This is a genomic window from Salibacterium qingdaonense, from assembly GCF_900114715.1.
GTDB classification, from domain to species: domain Bacteria; phylum Bacillota; class Bacilli; order Bacillales; family Marinococcaceae; genus Salibacterium; species Salibacterium qingdaonense.
In genome coordinates this window covers 230,776-249,817 of record NZ_FOTY01000004.1, presented here as the reverse complement: position 1 = coordinate 249,817, position 19,042 = coordinate 230,776, and the positions used below count along the sequence as shown (strand labels likewise).

General features: G+C 48.2%; 17 protein-coding genes. 16 read left to right on the top strand and 1 reads right to left on the bottom strand.

Annotated elements, in window-relative coordinates:
* Positions 1–222: helix-turn-helix domain-containing protein (locus BM058_RS05890; protein ID WP_143082982.1), on the bottom strand; the 222-nt coding region annotated here is incomplete at its 3' end.
* A gap of 289 nt (positions 223–511) precedes the next feature.
* Here BM058_RS05890 and rpsB point away from each other — a divergent pair.
* The 16 genes from rpsB to BM058_RS05810 all read left to right on the top strand — a co-directional run bounded on the left by rpsB (position 512) and on the right by BM058_RS05810 (position 19,035).
* Entirely contained in the window at positions 512–1,285 is a 774-nt protein-coding gene (gene rpsB / locus BM058_RS05885) for a 30S ribosomal protein S2 (protein ID WP_090926093.1), read from the top strand.
* Positions 1,286–1,430: 145 nt separating this feature from the next.
* Positions 1,431–2,312, top strand: a complete 882-nt coding sequence (gene tsf, locus BM058_RS05880; RefSeq protein ID WP_090926092.1) for a translation elongation factor Ts — start codon at positions 1,431–1,433, stop codon at positions 2,310–2,312.
* A gap of 158 nt (positions 2,313–2,470) precedes the next feature.
* On the top strand, positions 2,471–3,190 hold the full coding sequence (pyrH, locus tag BM058_RS05875; RefSeq protein ID WP_245736858.1) for a UMP kinase: 720 nt from the start codon (positions 2,471–2,473) through the stop codon (positions 3,188–3,190).
* Positions 3,190–3,747 carry a ribosome recycling factor gene (gene frr, locus BM058_RS05870; RefSeq protein ID WP_090926090.1) on the top strand — a complete coding sequence of 186 codons (558 nt, stop codon included), beginning with the start codon at positions 3,190–3,192 and terminating at the stop codon, positions 3,745–3,747. The genes pyrH and frr overlap by 1 nt, the downstream gene beginning before the upstream one ends.
* 164 nt (positions 3,748–3,911) lie before the next feature.
* Complete coding sequence (locus BM058_RS05865) at positions 3,912–4,676, top strand: isoprenyl transferase (RefSeq protein ID WP_407690162.1); 765 nt, start codon at positions 3,912–3,914, stop codon at positions 4,674–4,676.
* Positions 4,677–4,690: 14 nt separating this feature from the next.
* The gene (locus BM058_RS05860; RefSeq protein ID WP_090926088.1) at positions 4,691–5,491 is read left to right on the top strand and encodes a phosphatidate cytidylyltransferase; all 801 of its coding nucleotides are present in this window, start codon (positions 4,691–4,693) and stop codon (positions 5,489–5,491) included.
* A gap of 42 nt (positions 5,492–5,533) precedes the next feature.
* On the top strand, positions 5,534–6,682 hold the full coding sequence (locus BM058_RS05855) for a 1-deoxy-D-xylulose-5-phosphate reductoisomerase (RefSeq protein WP_090926087.1): 1,149 nt from the start codon (positions 5,534–5,536) through the stop codon (positions 6,680–6,682).
* A gap of 13 nt (positions 6,683–6,695) precedes the next feature.
* Positions 6,696–7,958 carry an RIP metalloprotease RseP gene (gene rseP, locus BM058_RS05850; protein ID WP_090926086.1) on the top strand — a complete coding sequence of 421 codons (1,263 nt, stop codon included), beginning with the start codon at positions 6,696–6,698 and terminating at the stop codon, positions 7,956–7,958.
* A 57-nt stretch (positions 7,959–8,015) separates the two neighbouring features.
* Positions 8,016–9,719, top strand: coding sequence for a proline--tRNA ligase (locus tag BM058_RS05845; RefSeq protein ID WP_090926085.1), 1,704 nt, complete (start codon positions 8,016–8,018; stop codon positions 9,717–9,719).
* Between the two features lie 31 nt (positions 9,720–9,750).
* Positions 9,751–14,049, top strand: a complete 4,299-nt coding sequence (locus tag BM058_RS05840) for a PolC-type DNA polymerase III (protein WP_090926084.1) — start codon at positions 9,751–9,753, stop codon at positions 14,047–14,049.
* Between the two features lie 184 nt (positions 14,050–14,233).
* Complete coding sequence (gene rimP / locus BM058_RS05835; RefSeq protein ID WP_090926083.1) at positions 14,234–14,704, top strand: ribosome maturation factor RimP; 471 nt, start codon at positions 14,234–14,236, stop codon at positions 14,702–14,704.
* 55 nt (positions 14,705–14,759) lie between these two features.
* Positions 14,760–15,965: a transcription termination factor NusA gene (gene nusA, locus BM058_RS05830; RefSeq protein WP_090926082.1), complete on the top strand. Its 1,206-nt coding sequence runs from the start codon at positions 14,760–14,762 to the stop codon at positions 15,963–15,965.
* Between the two features lie 19 nt (positions 15,966–15,984).
* A complete protein-coding gene (gene rnpM, locus BM058_RS05825) occupies positions 15,985–16,260 on the top strand; it encodes an RNase P modulator RnpM (RefSeq protein ID WP_090926081.1) in 276 nt (91 codons plus the stop codon).
* Positions 16,257–16,559: a L7Ae/L30e/S12e/Gadd45 family ribosomal protein gene (locus BM058_RS05820; protein ID WP_090926080.1), complete on the top strand. Its 303-nt coding sequence runs from the start codon at positions 16,257–16,259 to the stop codon at positions 16,557–16,559. The genes rnpM and BM058_RS05820 overlap by 4 nt, the downstream gene beginning before the upstream one ends.
* A gap of 17 nt (positions 16,560–16,576) precedes the next feature.
* Positions 16,577–18,760 (top strand): translation initiation factor IF-2, encoded by a 2,184-nt coding sequence (gene infB / locus BM058_RS05815; protein ID WP_090926079.1) that lies wholly within the window; start codon positions 16,577–16,579, stop codon positions 18,758–18,760.
* Entirely contained in the window at positions 18,757–19,035 is a 279-nt protein-coding gene (locus BM058_RS05810; protein WP_090926078.1) for a DUF503 domain-containing protein, read from the top strand. Before infB ends, BM058_RS05810 begins: the two co-directional genes overlap by 4 nt.
* Positions 19,036–19,042 lie beyond the last annotated feature (7 nt).

The following is a 19,042-nucleotide window of genomic DNA, read 5'->3' as shown; positions in this document are numbered from 1 at the left end:
GGTGGCCGGAAAGTAAGCCTGATATTCGGATAAATCCGAGGTTCTTTGCGTTGTGGTTCCCCGCTTTAGTTCCCGGGATATCGTTGATTTATGGTGGCCAATCGCCTCCGCAATGGCCTGCATGGACTTGCCTTCTTGCCGAAGGGCTTGAATCTGTCCTCGATCAAATGCCGAAAGATGAGAAAAACACCGCTTTTCTGTGGTACCATGGGAAGTGGTCATCGTTATTCCTCCTGTTATGTTGGGTTTTGGTCAACTTCATCATAACGGAATAACGATGGCTTTAGCTATACCTTTAACTATGCCTTTAGCTGTTGCATTTAATTTTACAATCAAGCTCTGAAATTTTACCAATAAATCATGGTTCTATTCTTGCTTCCCTGCGAGCCGTATGATATATTTATTCACGGTGTTACTACACACGCCTCGCTGATTCAGAAGGAGGTGCCCGCAGACCGGGTCCTGTCTGGAAACGAAGCAGGCGGAGGAAAAACCAAAGGAGGATTTAAGCATGGCAGTCATATCCATGAAACAACTGCTTGAAGCAGGGGTGCACTTCGGTCATCAGACACGCCGTTGGAACCCGAAAATGAATCGTTATATCTTTACAGAAAGAAACGGCATCTATATCATCGATCTGCAGAAGACGGTGAAAAAGGTGGAAGAAGCGTACAATTATGTCCGCGATCTCGCGGCAGACGGCGGTACCATCCTTTTCGTCGGTACAAAGAAACAGGCGCAGGATTCCGTGCGTGACGAAGCGAAGCGTTCCGGCATGCATTATATCAACCAGCGCTGGCTCGGCGGCACGCTCACCAATTTTGCGACGATCAGAACACGTATTGCCCGCCTGAAAGACATCGAGAGAATGGAAGAAGACGGTACATTTGAAGTGCTTCCCAAAAAAGAAGTAATGCTTCTCCGTAAGGAAATGGATCGTCTCGAGAAATTCATCGGAGGCATCAAGGAAATGAACGGCCTTCCGGATGCTCTCTTCATTATTGATCCGCGTAAAGAACGTATTGCGGTCGCGGAAGCACACAAACTAAACATTCCGATCATCTCGATTGTTGATACCAACTGTGATCCGGATGAGATTAATAAAGTAATCCCCGGTAATGATGACGCGATCCGTGCGGTACGCCTGCTGACTTCCAAGATGGCCGATGCGGTCATTGAAGCGACTCAGGGCGCTGCAGAAGAACCGGCGCAGGCTGCTGAAGAGCAGAAGGAGCCGGAAGCAGAAAAAGAAACAGAACAAAGTGGGGAAGAAAGCCTTTCCTGATTTTCAGAAACACGCGTTTTTAAACGGCACGTGTTTTTGGCGGCCGCAAAGGGTGATAAAAGGGGAGAGCCCTTTTTTCACCCTTTTTCTTGACCGGCGGCCGGATACAAAAGCAATGTTGATAGAAATAAAGGAGGAATAACGCATGGCGATTACAGCCGGCATGGTAAAAGAACTTCGTGAACAGACGGGTGCAGGGATGATGGATTGCAAAAAAGCCCTGAGTGAAACAGACGGAAGCATGGAAGAGGCAGTGAACTACCTGCGCGAAAAAGGTATTTCAAAAGCACAGAAAAAAGCAGACCGCGTTGCGGCTGAAGGATTGACATATGTAACAAGCAGCGGAAACAAAGCCGTTATTGTAGAAATCAATGCGGAAACTGATTTTGTTGCGAAGAACGAAAATTTCCAGAACATGGTTAAGTCAACAGCTGATTTCCTTCTTGAAAACGAACCGTCCGATGTAGAGAGCGCTCTTTCGTCGGAAGTGGAAGAAGGAACAACACTCGAAGGCTACATCAATGATCAGATTGCAAAAATCGGCGAAAAAATCTCCCTCCGTCGTTTTCAGGTTATTCATAAAGACGATAATGCTGTGTTCGGCGAATATCTTCATATGGGAGGAAGCATCGGTGTGCTTTTACTCGCTGAGGGCACGACTGATCACACGGTAGCCAAGGACCTTGCCATGCACGTTGCTGCCGTGAAACCATCGTATGTTTCCAGAGACGAAGTGTCTTCTGAGGAAATAGAACAGGAGCGTGACGTTCTCAAGCAGCAGGCCCTGAACGAAGGAAAGCCGGAAAATATCGTAGAAAAAATGGTAGAAGGACGTCTCAACAAATATTTTGAAGAGATCTGCCTGCTTGATCAGGAATACGTAAAAGACACGGAACAAAAAGTGGAACAGTTCCTGAAAGATCAAGGCGTTTCCGTCAAGACGTTTATACGTTATGAAGTCGGAGAAGGCATTGAAAAGAAAGAAGATAATTTCGCCGAGGAAGTAATGTCCCAGGTGAAAAAATAAAACAGCAGAACAGGAGGACTAAGAGGCAGTGCGTTGTGTGCCTTTTCTCCTGAATGGCAGGGGTGGAGCGTTCATCCGTGGGAAAGAGCGCTCAGCCCCTTCTTTATGGTATTTTTCAGTACTGGTTTGCACGATTACATAAGGAAACGGGGGATAAAGTGGATCAATATAACAGAGTTATTTTAAAACTGAGCGGGGAAGCTCTTGCAGGAGAGCAGGGCTATGGAATCGACCCGAATGTGATACAATCCATTGCCACCCAGATCAAAGAGATTGTAGAATTGGGAGCAGAAGTTGCCGTCGTCGTAGGCGGGGGTAATATATGGAGGGGACTGGCCGGCAGTGCCGAAGGAATGGACAGGGCAACAGCAGACTATATGGGGATGCTTGCCACTGTCATGAACTCCCTGGCTCTGCAGGACAGCCTCGAAGACAATGAAGTGGAAACACGAGTACAGACATCCATTGAGATGAGACAGGTGGCAGAGCCTTATATACGCCGGAAAGCCATCCGTCACCTGGAAAAGAAGCGGGTCGTTATCTTTGCAGGTGGAACGGGGAATCCGTATTTCTCCACGGATACGACAGCAGCGCTGCGGGCAGCCGAAATCGAAGCTGAGGTCATTTTAATGGCAAAGAACAGAGTGGACGGCGTTTACGATGCCGATCCTTCCTACGATGTCAACGCGAAAAAATATCATGAGCTCACGTATCTGGATCTTTTGAACAGCAGCCTGAATGTGATGGACTCGACCGCTTCCACGCTGTGTATGGACAATGATATTCCACTGCTAGTGTTTTCGATTATGGAAGAAGGAAATATTAAAAAAGCGGTTCTCGGTGAAGATATCGGAACTGTCATCAGGGGGAAAGAATAATGTCCAATGAGAAATTAAAAGAAACCGATGAAAGAATGCAGAAGTCTGTGGATTCTCTCCATAAAGAGCTCGCTACGCTTCGCGCCGGCCGGGCCAATCCATCGATGCTTGATAAAGTAATGGTAAATTACTACGGCATGGACACGCCGCTGAATCAGCTGGCTGCCATTTCTGTTCCGGAAGGACGGCTTCTGGTCGTTACCCCTTTTGATAAATCATCAATCGGCAGCATCGATAAAGCTATTCAAAAAGCGGATTTGGGTCTTTCCCCGAATAATGACGGTAATGTCATCCGCATCAACGTACCTGCCTTAACTGAAGAGCGCCGTAAAGAACTGAAAAAGCTCGTTAATAAGTATGCCGAAGAGGCCCGGGTTGCTGTCCGCAATATCCGCCGTGATGTCAACGACGAATTCAAAAAGCAGGAAAAACAGGGCGATATACCCGAAGATGACTTTCGCAAATTGCAGGACGAAGTGCAGAAATTGACGGACAAGCATATTGGCTCTATTGATAAGGCAGCAGAGAATAAAGAGCAGGAAATTATGGAAGTTTAGTGCCGTCCACGTTATAATGAAAGCATGACGACAACCCTCTTTCCATCAGAGGGTTTTTTTTCACCATTTGTCTTATGCCTGAAGCGGTTTCAGGTATACAGCGTGTATGATAAAGAATACAATCATACATAGAAACGTCAACATTAATAAAGGCTGGTGTCCTGATAATGGATCAATTTTTCTCCCATAAGGAAAAAAGTGCTGAAAATCATCTTCATCTTCCTGATCAGGACAATATTCCTTCTCATATCGCCATTATCATGGATGGAAACGGCCGGTGGGCCAAGAGCAGGGGGCTGCCACGTTCAGCCGGCCACCGGGAAGGACTGAAAACGATAACTGAAATCGTTGAAAAATCGGGTGAAATAGGCATTGATTATTTAACGCTGTATGCTTTTTCCACAGAAAACTGGAAACGTCCGAAAACAGAAGTTGAATTTCTTATGAAACTGCCGGAACGTTTTCTTCATAAAGAGCTGCCGCGGCTGCAGAAAAACAACGTGCAGGTCAAGACGATCGGGGATCCTTCTGTACTTCCTCAGCATACACGCCGGGCAGTTGAAAAAGCAGTGCAGGAGACAGCCGGCAACACCGGACTCATACTCAACTTCGCACTGAATTACGGTGGCCGCCAGGAACTTGTCGAGGTGATGCAGGACGTTGGTGAAGAAATACGAAGCGGCACTCTGCAGCCGGAGGATATAACAGAAGAAATGTTGTCCGGGAGGCTGTTGACCAGAAATATTCCGGATCCTGATCTTTTAATCAGAACAAGCGGAGAAATCCGCCTCAGCAATTTTATGTTGTGGCAGCTCGCTTACAGCGAGTTCTGGTTTACCGATGTCTTGTGGCCGGATTTTACTGGATCTGATTTAGTGGAAGCTGTGCAGCGTTATCAGCAGCGTAAACGCCGTTATGGCGGTGTTTAATTGGAGGACCTGACATGAAGCAGCGATTGATTACAGGGATTGTAGGAGCGCTCGTCTTTCTGATCATTACCGTTCTTGGAGGATGGGTGTTCAACCTTGCTGTTGCAGGGGTTGCCTCCATCGCCCTGCATGAACTTCTTAAGATGAAACACATTAAAACATTTTCCATGATGGGCTGTATCAGTTACGTCTTCATGTGGGTTCTGCTGGTGCCTGATGCCTGGCTTCAACCGACGTTTATCTCCGGAATTCCCAAAGTGGAACTTTTTTTAATGATGATTATATTCCTGCTGGCTTTAACGGTTGTTACGAAAAACTCGTTCACTTTTGATGAGGCCGGTTTTGTTATTTTGTCTTCGGTCTATGTCGGTTATGGATTCTATCATCTTCTCATAACTAGAAATATAGAAGAAAACGGTCTCGTCCTGGTATTTCTCGTTTTATTTATCATCTGGGCAACGGACACCGGTGCTTTTTTTGTCGGAAAACAGTGGGGAAAGTACAAGCTGTGGCCCGAAATCAGCCCCAAGAAAACGGTAGAAGGCTTTCTGGGCGGCATTGTGACAGCAGGTGTAATAGGAGCTGTCTTTCACCACTTTTTTCCGGTTTTTGATTCGTGGTATGTATTTGCTCTGTTTATCATTGTTACGGCTGTTTCCGGACAGCTCGGCGACCTTGTTGAATCAGCTCTGAAACGTCATTATGCGGTGAAGGATTCCGGGAAGGTGCTGCCGGGCCATGGTGGGATTCTGGACCGTTTTGACAGTCTGATTTTTGTACTCCCTGTCCTTCATTTTTTACAGTTTTTCGGATAATTCAAGAAGCTGATGTTCATTTCAGCGTAACAAGGAGGAAATATGAAAAATATAGCGCTCATTGGATCCACCGGTTCGATCGGCCGGCAGACACTTGATATCGTACGGAAACATCCGGAATCATTCCGGATTCTTTCTCTCGCTGCCGGCAGAAATGTAAATATGTTGATGGAACAGATCGAAGAGTTCCAACCGCTTACTGCTGCGGTGGAACGAAAAGAAGACGCGGAGTATATCCGGGCCAGAGTAGATGGAAACACTACCATCCGTTACGGGAAAGAGGGCCTGATTGCAGCCGCAGTCCCGGGAGATGGGGACCTTCTTATGAACGCTGTCGTTGGAAGTATGGGTCTTGAACCAACGCTCCAGGCAATAGAAGCGGGCATGGATATCGGGATTGCCAATAAAGAAACCCTGGTTACGGCAGGCCATATCGTGACAGAAAAAGCAGCAAAGTATCAGGTGCAGCTTCTTCCGGTGGACAGTGAGCACTCTGCGGTGCAGCAGAGCCTCGAGGGAAATTCACTGAAAGAAGTCGATAGAATTATTCTGACGGCTTCCGGGGGGAGCTTTCGGGATAAGACAAGAGAACAGCTCCGCGGTGTTACGGTAGAGGACGCGCTCCAGCACCCGAACTGGAACATGGGAGCCAAGATTACAATAGATTCTGCAACGATGATGAATAAGGGATTTGAAGTTATTGAAGCCCACTGGCTGTTCAAGATGCCATATGACGCGCTTGATGTTGTTCTTCACAAGGAAAGCATTATTCATTCCCTCGTCGAATACCGGGATAAAAGTGTCATTGCCCAGCTCGGATCGCCGGATATGAGAGTGCCGATTCAATACGCTCTTTCCCATCCCGAAAGGCTTGAATTAGACGATACAAAAAGGTTAAACTTATGGGAAACAGGAGCGCTGCATTTTTCAAAACCGGACTTCGAGCGTTACCGGTGTCTCCAGTTTGCCTACGACGCCGGCCGTCAGGGCGGCACAATGCCCGCGGTATTAAACGCTGCCAATGAAGAAGCCGTCGCCGCATTTCTGCAGGGAGATATAACGTTTCTATCGATTGAAGACAGAATAGAAGAGGCGCTCGGGCGTCATGAAAAGACGGAAAATCCGGACCTTGCGGCCATACTGGAAACAGATGAAGAGACAAGGGCGTACGTGCGCTCTCGAATAAAGTGAAGGTGGGAAAAACTTGGATACTTTTATAGCTGTCGTCATTATGTTCGGGGTTCTGGTCGCTGTCCATGAATGGGGCCATCTTTATGTTGCCAAGAAAGCAGGAATTTTGTGCCGCGAATTCGCGATTGGGTTCGGCCCGAAAATCTTTACCACGAAGCGGAATGAAACTGTATATACCGTACGTCTTCTTCCGCTCGGCGGTTTTGTCCGTATGGCAGGAGAAGATCCGGAAGAGATCCAGATTAAACCAGGTTATGAGATAGGTCTTGTTTTCCAGGGAGATGGCAGAGTCCAGCAGATTATTGTGAATAATAAATCGAAGCATCCTGAAGCAAAGGTTGTCTCTGTGGAACGGATTGACCTGGAAGAGCGTCTGTTTATCGAAGCCTATGCCGATGAAGAAGAAGGGCTGCAGACGTTTCACGTTGACGAAAAATGTGATTTGATTGTAGATGAACAGCCGGAACAGATTGCGCCGCTGAACAGACAGTTCCGCTCCAAATCACCACTGCGCAAAGCCCTGGCTATTTTCGCCGGACCTTTTATGAATTTTATTCTTGCGTTTGTCGTATTTGTTCTTCTCGGCATGATCAATGGAGTGCCGCAGGATAATGCAGCGTTTGGCGAACTGACTGATGACAGTCCCGCGAAAGAAGCCGGTATGCAGCAAGGAGATGAAATCACCTCTATAGCGGGTGAACCGGTGGATACCTGGCAGGAAATGACCTCCGTCATCCAGGAGCACCCTGATGAGGAAATCAATTTTGAATTCACCCGCGGCGGGGAGCAGTTGTCGGCCTCGGTGGAAACTTACTCGCGTACGATTGAAGCCTCAGGAGAGGAAGTCGGAATGGTCGGCGTACGTGCTCCGGTCGACCACGCTGTATTAGGCGCCGTACAGTACGGCGGAGATCAGGTCATTCAGGTGACGACGGTAATTGTTGATACGCTCAGCATGATTTTCACGGGGGATTTCTCCCTTGACTTTGTTTCAGGTCCTGTCGGTATCTATAACTACACAGGCGAAGCAGCGTCCATGGGGATGGTCGTTCTTATTCAGTTTGCGGCTATGCTGAGCGTGAACCTCGGCATTGTCAACCTCCTCCCGCTTCCGGCTCTGGATGGCGGAAGACTGTTGTTCATTGGATATGAAGCAGTACGCGGCAAGCCGGTGGATCCGCAGAAAGAGGGAATGATTCACTTTTTCGGGTTTGCGCTGTTGTTTCTGCTTATACTGGTTGTCACCTGGAATGATATCAACAATTTCTTTCTGTAACGTCAAATACAGAAAGAAATGTTATTTGTAAATCATAGATGAAAGAAGGTCTTTGTTATGAGGCAGCAATTTCTTTTCAGCCCGACCCTGCGGGATGTACCGCAGGGTGCGGATATTCCCAGTCATCAGCTGATGCTGAGAGCAGGACTGATCCGGCAGACAGCTTCCGGCATTTATTCCTATCTCCCGCTTGGGAAGCGAGTACTGAATCACGTCGAGAAAATAATACGCGAGGAAATGAATAACAGCGGTGCCCAGGAGATTCTGATGCCTGCCGTGCAGCCTTCCGAGCTGTGGGAGGAATCGGGACGTCTTGATGACTACGGTCCGGAGCTTATGCGTCTGAATGATCGTAATGACCGTCAGTTTGTTCTCGGACCGACGCATGAAGAAGTGATTACGAGTCTTGTACGTGATGAATTGAACAGTTATAAGAAACTGCCGGTAAATCTATACCAGATTCAGACGAAATACCGCGATGAACGCCGGCCGCGTTTCGGGGTGCTCCGGTCGAGAGAGTTTATTATGAAAGATGCTTATTCGTTTAATCCGGATACAGAGAGCCTGGCGCAGAGTTATGATGCCATGTATGAAGCCTATTCCAACATATTCCGGCGCTGCGGTCTTGATTTCCGGGCTGTGAAAGCAGATGCCGGCGCCATCGGAGGAAAAGGCGGCACGCACGAATTTATGGTTCTTTCCGACGTAGGAGAAGACACCATTGCTTACTCGGATGCTTCGGATTACGCTGCCAATCTTGAAATCGCGGATCTCCCGGATACATTTGCCGAAAGCGCTGTGCCGGAAGAAGAAGCGAAAAGTGTACATACCCCGGATGCACGTTCTATGGATGATGTGTCCGCTCAACTTTTCCTGCCGCTTGATCAGCTCATCAAGTCGGTTCTGTTTATTGTTGACGATGAACCTGTACTGTTTATATGCCGCGGTGATCACGAGTTAAATGATGTGAAAATCGGGAATGCATTGGACGCCGGGACAACGAGACTGGCAGAGGAAGAGGAAATCCGGAATCTGTTCGATACAGAACCCGGGTTTATCGGACCTGCGGGCATTCCTGAAAACGTGAAGGTGATGGCTGATTATGCGGTCAAAAGCATTTCCTCGGGAGTGTGCGGGGCGAACAAAATAGATACCCACCTGCTGCACGTTCATCCTGAGCGCGATATGAACATCGATCAGTACGGAGATTTCCGCTTTGTGAAAGAAGGGGACCCCGCTCCGGACGGCGAGGGAACCATTCAATTCGCCAAAGGCATCGAAGTCGGACATGTCTTTAAACTCGGAACAAAATACAGTGAGGCGCTTGGTGCCTATTACCTTGATGAAAACGGCAGCTCCCGCCCGCTCTTAATGGGTTGTTACGGAATCGGAGTAAGCCGTACGCTGGCAGCGATTATTGAACAGCATCACGATGAGGATGGATTGATTTGGCCGCGCAGTGTCGCGCCATTTGATCTGCACCTGCTCGTCTTGAATTCGAAACAGGAAGACCAGTTGAATCTCGGCGAAACGTTATATGAAAATCTGCGGCAGCATGGATATGACGTGCTCTTTGATGATCGTAAAGAAAGAGCCGGCGTGAAATTTAAAGATGGTGATCTCATTGGTCTGCCTGTACGTATTACGTGTGGGAAAAAAGCGGATGAGGGCATCGTGGAAGTGAAAGAGAGAAGGACAGGTGAGATGGAAGAAGTCCACGTCGAGAATCTGGCAGCGTACCTTTCTTCATTATTCAGCTGAGGGTAATCTCTACATTGGAAGGAGGGTTTTGATGACGGAAGAAGAACAGCAAATTAGAAAAGAACGATTCCAGCTTTTGATGGAACAGATAGGCATGCCAAAAGAGCAGGTAAAGGCCTATCTTCAGGATGGCAGTATTCAAAAGCTGACAATCAACAAAGAAGATCAGACGTGGCACTTCCAGCTGCAATTAAACAGCCATCTTCCCTATACTGTCTTTGCCGGAATACAGGAACGTATTACGCAGGCCTTCCGCCACATCGCTTCTGTTCAGTTTTCCATCACGTATGAATCCGGTCCTCTTTCGATGGATGTTCTTCCGGAGTACTGGCCTTCCATTATCGATCGTCTTGACGGGATTGCTCCCTATCTGCGTCAGCGGCTGAACGGGGGAGTGCCCATTGTGGAAAATGGGAGCCTTGTGATTCCCTCAAAAAACGAGGCGGAAGGAACCATGTTTGAAAGAAAACTGCAGGAACCCCTGAATGAAGTTCTGCAGTCTCTTGGTTTTGCACCGTGCCGGATCACGACCAAGGTGGAGTATTCGGAGGAAGAAGCAGCTCGTTTTGAAGAAAAAAAGAGGCAGGAAGACCAGTCCAAAGTTGTCGAAGCGATGATGGAAAAAAAGAAACAGGAACAGCAGACCGCACAGGAACAAAGCGGACGGAAACTGCAGATCGGTTATCCTGTCAAAGACGATCCCGCCCCGCTTGAAACGATTGAGGAAGAAGAACGCCGCGTGACGGTGCAGGGGTATGTATTTGAAGCGGAGACCCGCGAACTTCGGAGCGGCCGCACGCTGCTTACTTTCAAAATAACCGATTACACCGATTCCATTCTCATTAAGATGTTTTCGCGCGACAAAGAAGATGTTCCCCAGCTTGAGGCCGTAAAGAAAGGGATGTGGCTGAAAGCGCGCGGGGGTGTACAGAATGACACGTTTGTCCGCGACTTGGTCATGATCGCCAACGATGTTGTAGAAATAGATCCTTCAAAACGCCGGGATGACGCGGAGGAAAAAAGAGTGGAACTGCATGCCCACACCGTGATGAGTCAGATGGATGCAGTGACAACCGCCACCCAGTACGTGGAAAAAGCTGCGGAGTGGGGACATGAAGCAGTGGCCATCACCGATCACGCCGTTGTTCAGTCGTTTCCTGAAGCTTATGACGCCGGAAAGAAACACGGAGTGAAAGTACTTTACGGCATGGAAGCCAATCTAGTGGATGACGGGGTGCCGATTGCTTACAACGAATCCGACCGAGCACTTGCCGATGACACGTATGTCGTCTTTGACGTCGAGACGACAGGATTATCCGTCGTTTATGACACCATTATTGAACTGGCTGCCGTGAAAGTGAAGGACGGCGAAATCATCGACCGGTTCGAATCGTTTGCCAACCCTCATGAAAAACTTACTGCGACCATCACGGATCTAACCGGCATCACCGATGATATGCTGGAAGGGCAGCCTGAAGTGGAAGATGTTCTCCGAGACTTCCACGCCTTCAGTGCTGATGCGGTACTGGTTGCACACAACGCCTCATTTGACATGGGTTTTTTGAATGAAGGGTACAAAAAGGCAGGATTGGAAAAAGCGCAGAACCCGGTTATTGATACGCTGGAACTCGGCCGTTATCTGTATCCCCATTTAAAAAACCACCGTTTGAATACGTTGTGTAAAACCTTTGACATTGAACTTGTGAGTCATCACCGTGCTATTTATGATGCGGAAGCGACCGGCTATCTGCTCTGGAAAATGATAAAAGATGCGCTTCAGGAGGAGCTGGCGCTGCACCGTGACCTGAACCGGAATATGGGTCAGGGGGATTTTCATCGTCTCCGGCCTTCACACTGTACATTGATTGCACGAACCCAGGAAGGGCTTAAAAATCTTTACAAGCTTGTTTCCCTTTCCCACGTCAACTATTTTTACCGTACACCCCGGATTCCGCGTTCCAAACTTCAGCAGCACCGTGAGGGTCTTTTCGTCGGTTCGGCGTGTGACAAAGGCGAAGTGTTTGAAACGATGATGCAAAAATCGTGGGAGGATGCAAGAAATGCAGCGGCCTTCTACGATTATCTTGAAGTACAGCCGCCTTCCAATTACGCTCATCTTGTGGAAAAAGAGCTTGTAAAAAGTGAAGATGCGGTACATGATATCATCAAAAAAATCGTTCAACTCGGCAGAGAACTCGATAAGCCGGTCGCAGCTACCGGCAATGCCCATTACATTGAACCGGAAGAGCATATTTACCGGAAAATCCTGATCGCTTCCCAGGGAGGAGCGAATCCTCTCAACAAGCAGACTCTCCCTGATGTCTGGTTTAAAACGACACAGGAAATGCTGGACAGTTTTTCCTTTTTGGGTGAAGAAGAAGCGGCCGAGCTTGTTGTTCATACGCCGAAAAAACTGACGGCACAGGTGGAAGACCTGCAGCCTGTGCCGGATGAACTGTATACTCCGAATATCGAAGGCTCCGACCAGGAAATACGGGACATGTGTTATAACAAGGCCCGCCGTATCTACGGGGAAGAACTGCCGCCGCTTGTGGAAGACCGGCTTGAAAAAGAACTGGAAAGTATTATCGGACATGGATTTGCCGTTATTTATCTCATCTCACAGAAACTCGTAACGAAATCACTGGAGGATGGCTATCTCGTCGGCTCCCGGGGATCGGTCGGCTCTTCGTTTGTTGCGACGATGACCGACATCACAGAAGTGAATCCACTTCCTCCGCATTACGTATGCCCGTCCTGCCGGCATTCCGAGTTTTTCAATGACGGTTCGGTCGGTTCCGGCTTTGACCTGCCGGAAAAAAAATGCGCGGCATGCGGCGAAGTGTACACAAAAGACGGGCATGACATCCCATTTGAAACGTTCCTTGGATTTAAAGGGGATAAAGTTCCTGATATTGATTTGAACTTCTCGGGGGATTATCAGCCGGTTGCCCATAATTATACGAAAGAGCTGTTTGGTGAAGATCGTGTTTACCGCGCGGGAACGATCGGCACCGTCGCCGATAAAACGGCGTACGGCTTTGTTAAAGGGTACCAGCAGGATATGGAGGCTCATTACCGGGGAGCAGAAATTGACCGTCTCGTTTCCGGATGTACCGGGGTGAAACGAACGACCGGACAGCACCCGGGAGGCATTATCGTTGTGCCGGATGAATACGATATCCACGATTTCAGCCCGATTCAGTTTCCCGCCGATGACAAAGATTCGGAATGGAAAACGACGCATTATGACTTTCATTCCATCCATGATAATCTGCTGAAACTCGATATTCTGGGCCACGATGATCCAACGGTCATCCGTATGCTGCAGGATTTGAGCGGTATTGATCCGAACACGATCCCAGTCGATGATGAAGAAGTTATGAAGATTTTCAGTGGTCCGGAAGTGCTTGGCGTGACACCGGAACAGATTAAGTGTCAATCAGGAACGTACGGCATCCCCGAATTCGGCACCCGTTTTGTGCGGCAGATGCTTGAGGAAACAAACCCATCTACATTTTCCGAGCTGGTACAGATTTCCGGTCTTTCCCACGGGGCTGACGTGTGGCTTGGCAATGCCGACGAATTAATACGAAGCGGTACGTGTGAACTGAAAGACGTTATCGGGTGCCGTGATGATATCATGGTCTATTTGATCTACAAAGGGGTCGAGCATTCCCTTGCCTTTAAAATCATGGAGTACGTCCGCAAAGGAAGAGGTCTCCAGGATGACTGGGTGGAAGAAATGAAGAAAAACGGCGTGCCGGACTGGTATATTGAGTCGTGTCTGAAAATCAAGTACATGTTCCCAAAAGCCCACGCGGCTGCGTACGTATTGATGGCAGTCCGAATCGCTTATTTCAAAGTTCACCATCCGATTTTATTTTATGCTGCCTACTTCACCGTACGGGCTGATGATTTTGAAATACCAACGATGGTGAAGGGCGGCGCCTCGATCCGTGCAAGAATCGAAGAAATCCAGGCCAAAGGAATGGAAGCTCCGCCCAAGGAGAAAAGTCTTGTCACTGTGCTGGAACTGGCACTTGAAATGTGTGAACGCGGATACTCCTTCCAGAAGGTAGATCTGTACCGCTCCAAAGCAAGTGAGTTCGTCGTGGATGGAGACAGTCTTATTCCGCCTTTTGATTCCCTTGACGGTGTCGGCACAAATGCTGCCCGAAACATAGTGAAAGCACGGGAGGATGGAGAATTTCTGTCGAAAGAGGATTTGCAGCAGCGAAGCCGGGCAACAAAAACCGTCATTGAACATCTTGACCTGCATGGTTGTCTGGATGGACTACCGGAGTCCAATCAGCTCTCCCTTTTCTAGGGGCTCTAAGCACCGGGCTGTCTTGCATTTCCATGCACGTTGTGATAACATGATTGCAGATACCTCGTATAAGCACGTCCGGAGAAGAGTGGGTTTTAGCCCACTCTTTCGTTTTGCCCGCCGCCCCGGAACCGGGACTGCGCGGGGTGAACCGGTCATGGCAGTGAAGCAAAGGAGGCAGGCGATGAGTAACAGGATAAAAGAACAGGCATCCGGGATCGCTGAACCGATTGTTGAAGAAATGGGACTGGAGCTTGTGGATGTTGAATATAAAAAAGAGGGAAAACACTGGTTTTTGAAAGTGTACATTGATGGAGAAAACGGCGTGGATATTGAAGACTGCGGCAGTGTGAGCGAAAAACTGGGTGAGGCGCTGGATCATGAAAATATCATTCAGGGAGCCTACTATCTCGACGTTTCTTCGCCGGGTGCCGAGCGGCCGTTGAAAACGAAAAAGGACCTGCACCGTGCTGTAGGAAAGCATGTGTATGTGACGACGTACGAAGCGGTGGATGGCGGTAAAGCCTTTGAAGGCACGCTTTCGGACTTTGATGAAGAACGGCTCAGTATCGAAACAACCGAAAAGCAGAAAACCGTCACCTATGACGTACCATACGAAAAAGTAGCAAAAGCGAGACTGGCAATCCAATTTTAAGAGACCACAGCTTCACTACGGGGCTGCGGCAGGTGTAAGGGGGAAACCGATACTCATGAACAGTGATTTTATGGACGCGCTGTCCACACTGGAAACAGACAAGGGAATTGAAAAGGAAATTATTATTGAAGCCATCGAAGCAGCGCTTATTTCCGCTTATAAACGAAATTTTAATCAGGCTCAGAATGTGCGGATTGATATCGACCGTGAAGATGGCGCTATCCGTGTGTTTGCACGCAAAGAAGTGGTCGAAGAAGTATTTGATCCGAGGCTGGAAATAGCTCTTGAAGAGGCACAAACGATGGATCCCAACTATAATCTGGATGATGTCGTTGAGCTGGAGGTCACGCCGAAGAACTTTGGAAGAATCGCTGCTCAGACGGCAAAACAGGTTGTGACCCAAAGAGTGCGGGAAGCAGAACGAGGTATTATATATTCTGACTTTATTGATCGTGAAGAAGATATTATGACAGGTATTGTCCAGCGCCAGGATAATCGATTTGTTTATGTAGATCTGGGTAAAGTGGAGGCTCTTCTTCCGCAGGGTGAACAGATGTCGAATGAAGCATATCGGCATAATGACCGCCTCAAAGTATATATCACTAAAGTGGAAAAGACGACAAAGGGACCTCAGATTCTCATCTCAAGGTCCCATCCGGGGCTTTTGAAACGTTTGTTTGAACTGGAAGTGCCTGAGATTCATGACGGTACGGTGGAAATTCTCTCTGTAGCCAGAGAGGCAGGGGACCGTTCCAAAATTTCGGTACATGCCGAAGATCCGGAAGTTGATCCTGTCGGATCCTGTGTAGGACCGAAGGGACAGCGGGTACAGACCATTGTGAATGAACTTAAAGGCGAAAAGATAGACATCGTTCATTATTCCGAGGATGTGTTTGATTACGTAACGAACGCGCTCAGTCCTTCCAAGGTGTTGGATGTCAAAGTGGACGCTGAAGACAAAAGCACGCTCGTAATCGTACCGGATTACCAGTTGTCGCTTGCTATCGGTAAACGCGGACAGAATGCGAGACTGGCTGCGAAACTGACCGGCTGGAAAATTGACATCAAGAGTGAATCCGAAGCACTTGAAAGTGGTCTGTATGATCCCGAGAATCCTTCATACGGAGCGCGGGGCACACTGCCTTCAGAAGCAATGGAAGAATCAGCGGAAGAAATGCCGGAAGAGGACGATGAGTTTTTCGCGGTGGATCCTGAAGAAGAAGAGCCTGAACAGGAAATCGACGACGACGAAGAATACTGATGTCAGAAAGGGCGAGAGGATGGCGAAAAAAAAGAAGCCGATAAGAAAATGCATTGTCACGGGAAGCACCGCTGAAAAGAAGGAGTTAATCCGTGTGGTGCGAAGTCCGGAAGGTGAGGTATTTGTAGACCCCGGTGGAAAAAAGAACGGCCGCGGTGCCTATCTTACAAACAACGATGAGTGTTTTCTGGAGGCCAAACGAAAAGATGCTCTTTCCCGCCATTTAAACATCAAGGTAACCGAAGAGGACTATGATCGTCTGCTGGAGGAACGCAGGAAAGGAATAAAACGATGACGGCATCGATATATTCGTTTTTAGGCCTGGCGGCTAAAGCAGGCAGAGTGAAGACAGGTGAGGGAGTCGTTTTGGACGGAATCAGAAACCGAACTCTGTTTCTCGTGCTTATTGCCGGAGATGCTTCACCGAATACGACAAAAAAATTTAAAGATAAATCCAGTTATTATCAGATTCCTGTTTATATTACCGGAGACCGCCAGCGGCTTGGCACCTCCGTCGGTAAAGAAAGCCGTGTACTTATCGGCATTACAGACAAAGGCTTTGCAGAAAGGCTGATGACAATGCTGGATGAATAAAGGTGGAGGTTATGCTTATGAGTAAGATGAGAATTTATGAATATGCTAAAACAGTCAATAAATCCAGTAAGGAAGTAGTGAATGAACTGAAAAATATGAATATACCGGTTTCCAATCATATGTCCGTTATCAGTGAGGACACAGTGGCAAAACTGGAAGGACAAAATAAAAAGCAGGAAGACTCACCGGAGAAGAAGACAGAAGAATCCCGGAAAAATACCGGGCAGAATAACAACAGCAGCAACAGCCGGCAGGGCAGCAGCAACAACAGCAACAACAGCAGTAAAAACAATAGTAACAGCAGTCAGCAGTCGGCGCGTCCGGGCGGTAACAATAACCGTAAAAACAATAATCATCCACAGAATCAAACGAAAAACAAGAAACCAAACAACAGAAATAAGGGCAAGAAGAATCGTAGAAACGGCGGCCAGAAACAGGCCGCACCGACACCGGAAAAAATCACATTCACCGGTTCACTGACTGTCGGAGAACTGGCAGATAAACTGAATAAAGAATCCTCCGAAATCATTAAGAAACTGATGAACCTTGGTGTGATGGCTACGATTAACCAGGATCTTGAAAAAGAGTCCATTGAATTAATCGCAGCTGATTACGATGTGGAAGTCGAAGAAGAAGTGGAAGTGGATGAACTTGATCTTGATCATCAAGTTGAATTGGACGACTCGGAATCTCTGGAAGAACGTCCACCGGTTGTTACCATCATGGGGCACGTCGATCACGGGAAAACAACCCTTCTGGATGCTATCCGCCACACGAAAGTAACGGCAGGGGAAGCAGGGGGCATTACGCAGCATATCGGAGCTTACCAGGTCAAAGAAAACGACAAGAAGATCACGTTTCTTGACACGCCGGGACACTCCGCATTTACAACAATGCGCGCGCGCGGTGCCCAGGTAACCGACATCACTATTCTTGTCGTTGCGGCTGACGACGGTGTGATGCCGCAGACGAAAGAAGCAATCAATCACGCCAAAGCAGCGGAAGTGCCGATTATTGTAGCAGTCAATAAAATGGACAAAGAAGGTGCCAACCCTGACCGCGTTATGCAGGAACTGACTGAATTTGAACTGGTGCCGGAAGCATGGGGAGGCGATACAATATTCGTGAATGTTTCCGCCATCAACAACCGCGGTCTGGATGAACTGCTCGAGATGATTCTGCTTGTTGCAGAAGTGGAAGAACTTAAAGCAAATCCGGGAAGCCGGGCACGCGGAACGGTCGTGGAAGCAGAACTGGATAAAGGACGCGGACCTCTGGCAACACTACTCGTCCAGGCAGGAACGATGAAAGTTGGAGATCCGGTCGTTGTCGGTAACACACACGGAAAGATACGGGCGATGGTGAGTGATACCGGACACCGCGTAAAATCAGCAGGACCGTCCACCCCTGTTGAAATCACCGGTCTGAACGGGGTTCCGCTCGCTGGAGATCCGTTCGTACAGATGCAGGACGAAAAGAAAGCCCGGCAGCTTGGCGAAGCCCGTGCTGTGAGAGCCCGGGAGCAGGAACGCGGACAGACGGCGAAAGTCAGCATCGATGACCTGTTCAGCCAGATTCAGGAAAATGAAATGAAAGAAATAAACGTCATTGTCAAAGCGGACGTGCAGGGCTCTGTCGAAGCCGTAAAAGGATCTCTTGAAAAGATTGATGTAGAAGGCGTCAAAGTAAACATCATTCATGCCGGCGCCGGCGCCATTGCAGAATCCGATATTATTCTCGCGTCTGCCTCCAATGCGATTGTTATCGGGTTCAATGTACGCCCGGATGCCAATGCCAAACGGACGGCAGAATCCGAAAAAGTTGATGTCCGTCTTCACCGTGTTATCTATGATGCTATCGAAGAAATCGAGTCAGCCATGAAAGGCATGCTGGATCCGGTTTATGAGGAAAAAGTTATCGGACAGGTGGAAGTGCGTCAGCTCTTCAAAGTGTCACGAATCGGTACGATTGCAGGAAGTTATGTAACCGAAGGGAAAATCACAAGAGACTCCAGTATCCGGGTTATTCGTGAAGGCGTCGTGATCCACGAAGGAAAAATCAATGATTTGAAACGTTATAAAGACGACGCGAAAGAAGTGCAGTCCGGATATGAATGTGGTATAACTATCGAGAAATTCAATGATATTAAGGAAGGCGACATCATTGAAGCCTATGTGATGGAGGAAGTTAAACCTGTATGATAGGTGCTCTTCACTGTGAATGTTACATTTATGAAGCCCGTTCACTAAAAGAAAAGCGGGCTGTTGTCAAAAGCGTAACGACCAGAGTGAAACAGAAACTAAATGCCGCCGCTGCTGAAATGGATCACCATGATTTATGGCAGCGGACGGCACTTACTATTGTATCGGTAAACCGCGACCGTGTTGTCGTAGAGCAGGAATTGCAAAAAGCAATAGACATGATTGATGCGCGTCCGGAACTGGAACGTACGATTACTGAAATGGAATGGCTGTAGCTGAAAG

Coding starts and splice junctions, on each gene's coding strand:
- frr (WP_090926090.1), top strand. CDS start 3,190: ATGTCCAATGAGAAATTAAAAGAAACCGATGAAAGAATGCAGAAGTCT.
- BM058_RS05840 (WP_090926084.1), top strand. CDS start 9,751: ATGACGGAAGAAGAACAGCAAATTAGAAAAGAACGATTCCAGCTTTTG.
- BM058_RS05820 (WP_090926080.1), top strand. CDS start 16,257: ATGACGGCATCGATATATTCGTTTTTAGGCCTGGCGGCTAAAGCAGGC.
- rnpM (WP_090926081.1), top strand. CDS start 15,985: ATGGCGAAAAAAAAGAAGCCGATAAGAAAATGCATTGTCACGGGAAGC.
- BM058_RS05810 (WP_090926078.1), top strand. CDS start 18,757: ATGATAGGTGCTCTTCACTGTGAATGTTACATTTATGAAGCCCGTTCA.
- nusA (WP_090926082.1), top strand. CDS start 14,760: ATGAACAGTGATTTTATGGACGCGCTGTCCACACTGGAAACAGACAAG.
- BM058_RS05845 (WP_090926085.1), top strand. CDS start 8,016: ATGAGGCAGCAATTTCTTTTCAGCCCGACCCTGCGGGATGTACCGCAG.
- rpsB (WP_090926093.1), top strand. CDS start 512: ATGGCAGTCATATCCATGAAACAACTGCTTGAAGCAGGGGTGCACTTC.
- BM058_RS05855 (WP_090926087.1), top strand. CDS start 5,534: ATGAAAAATATAGCGCTCATTGGATCCACCGGTTCGATCGGCCGGCAG.
- rimP (WP_090926083.1), top strand. CDS start 14,234: ATGAGTAACAGGATAAAAGAACAGGCATCCGGGATCGCTGAACCGATT.
- infB (WP_090926079.1), top strand. CDS start 16,577: ATGAGTAAGATGAGAATTTATGAATATGCTAAAACAGTCAATAAATCC.
- tsf (WP_090926092.1), top strand. CDS start 1,431: ATGGCGATTACAGCCGGCATGGTAAAAGAACTTCGTGAACAGACGGGT.
- BM058_RS05860 (WP_090926088.1), top strand. CDS start 4,691: ATGAAGCAGCGATTGATTACAGGGATTGTAGGAGCGCTCGTCTTTCTG.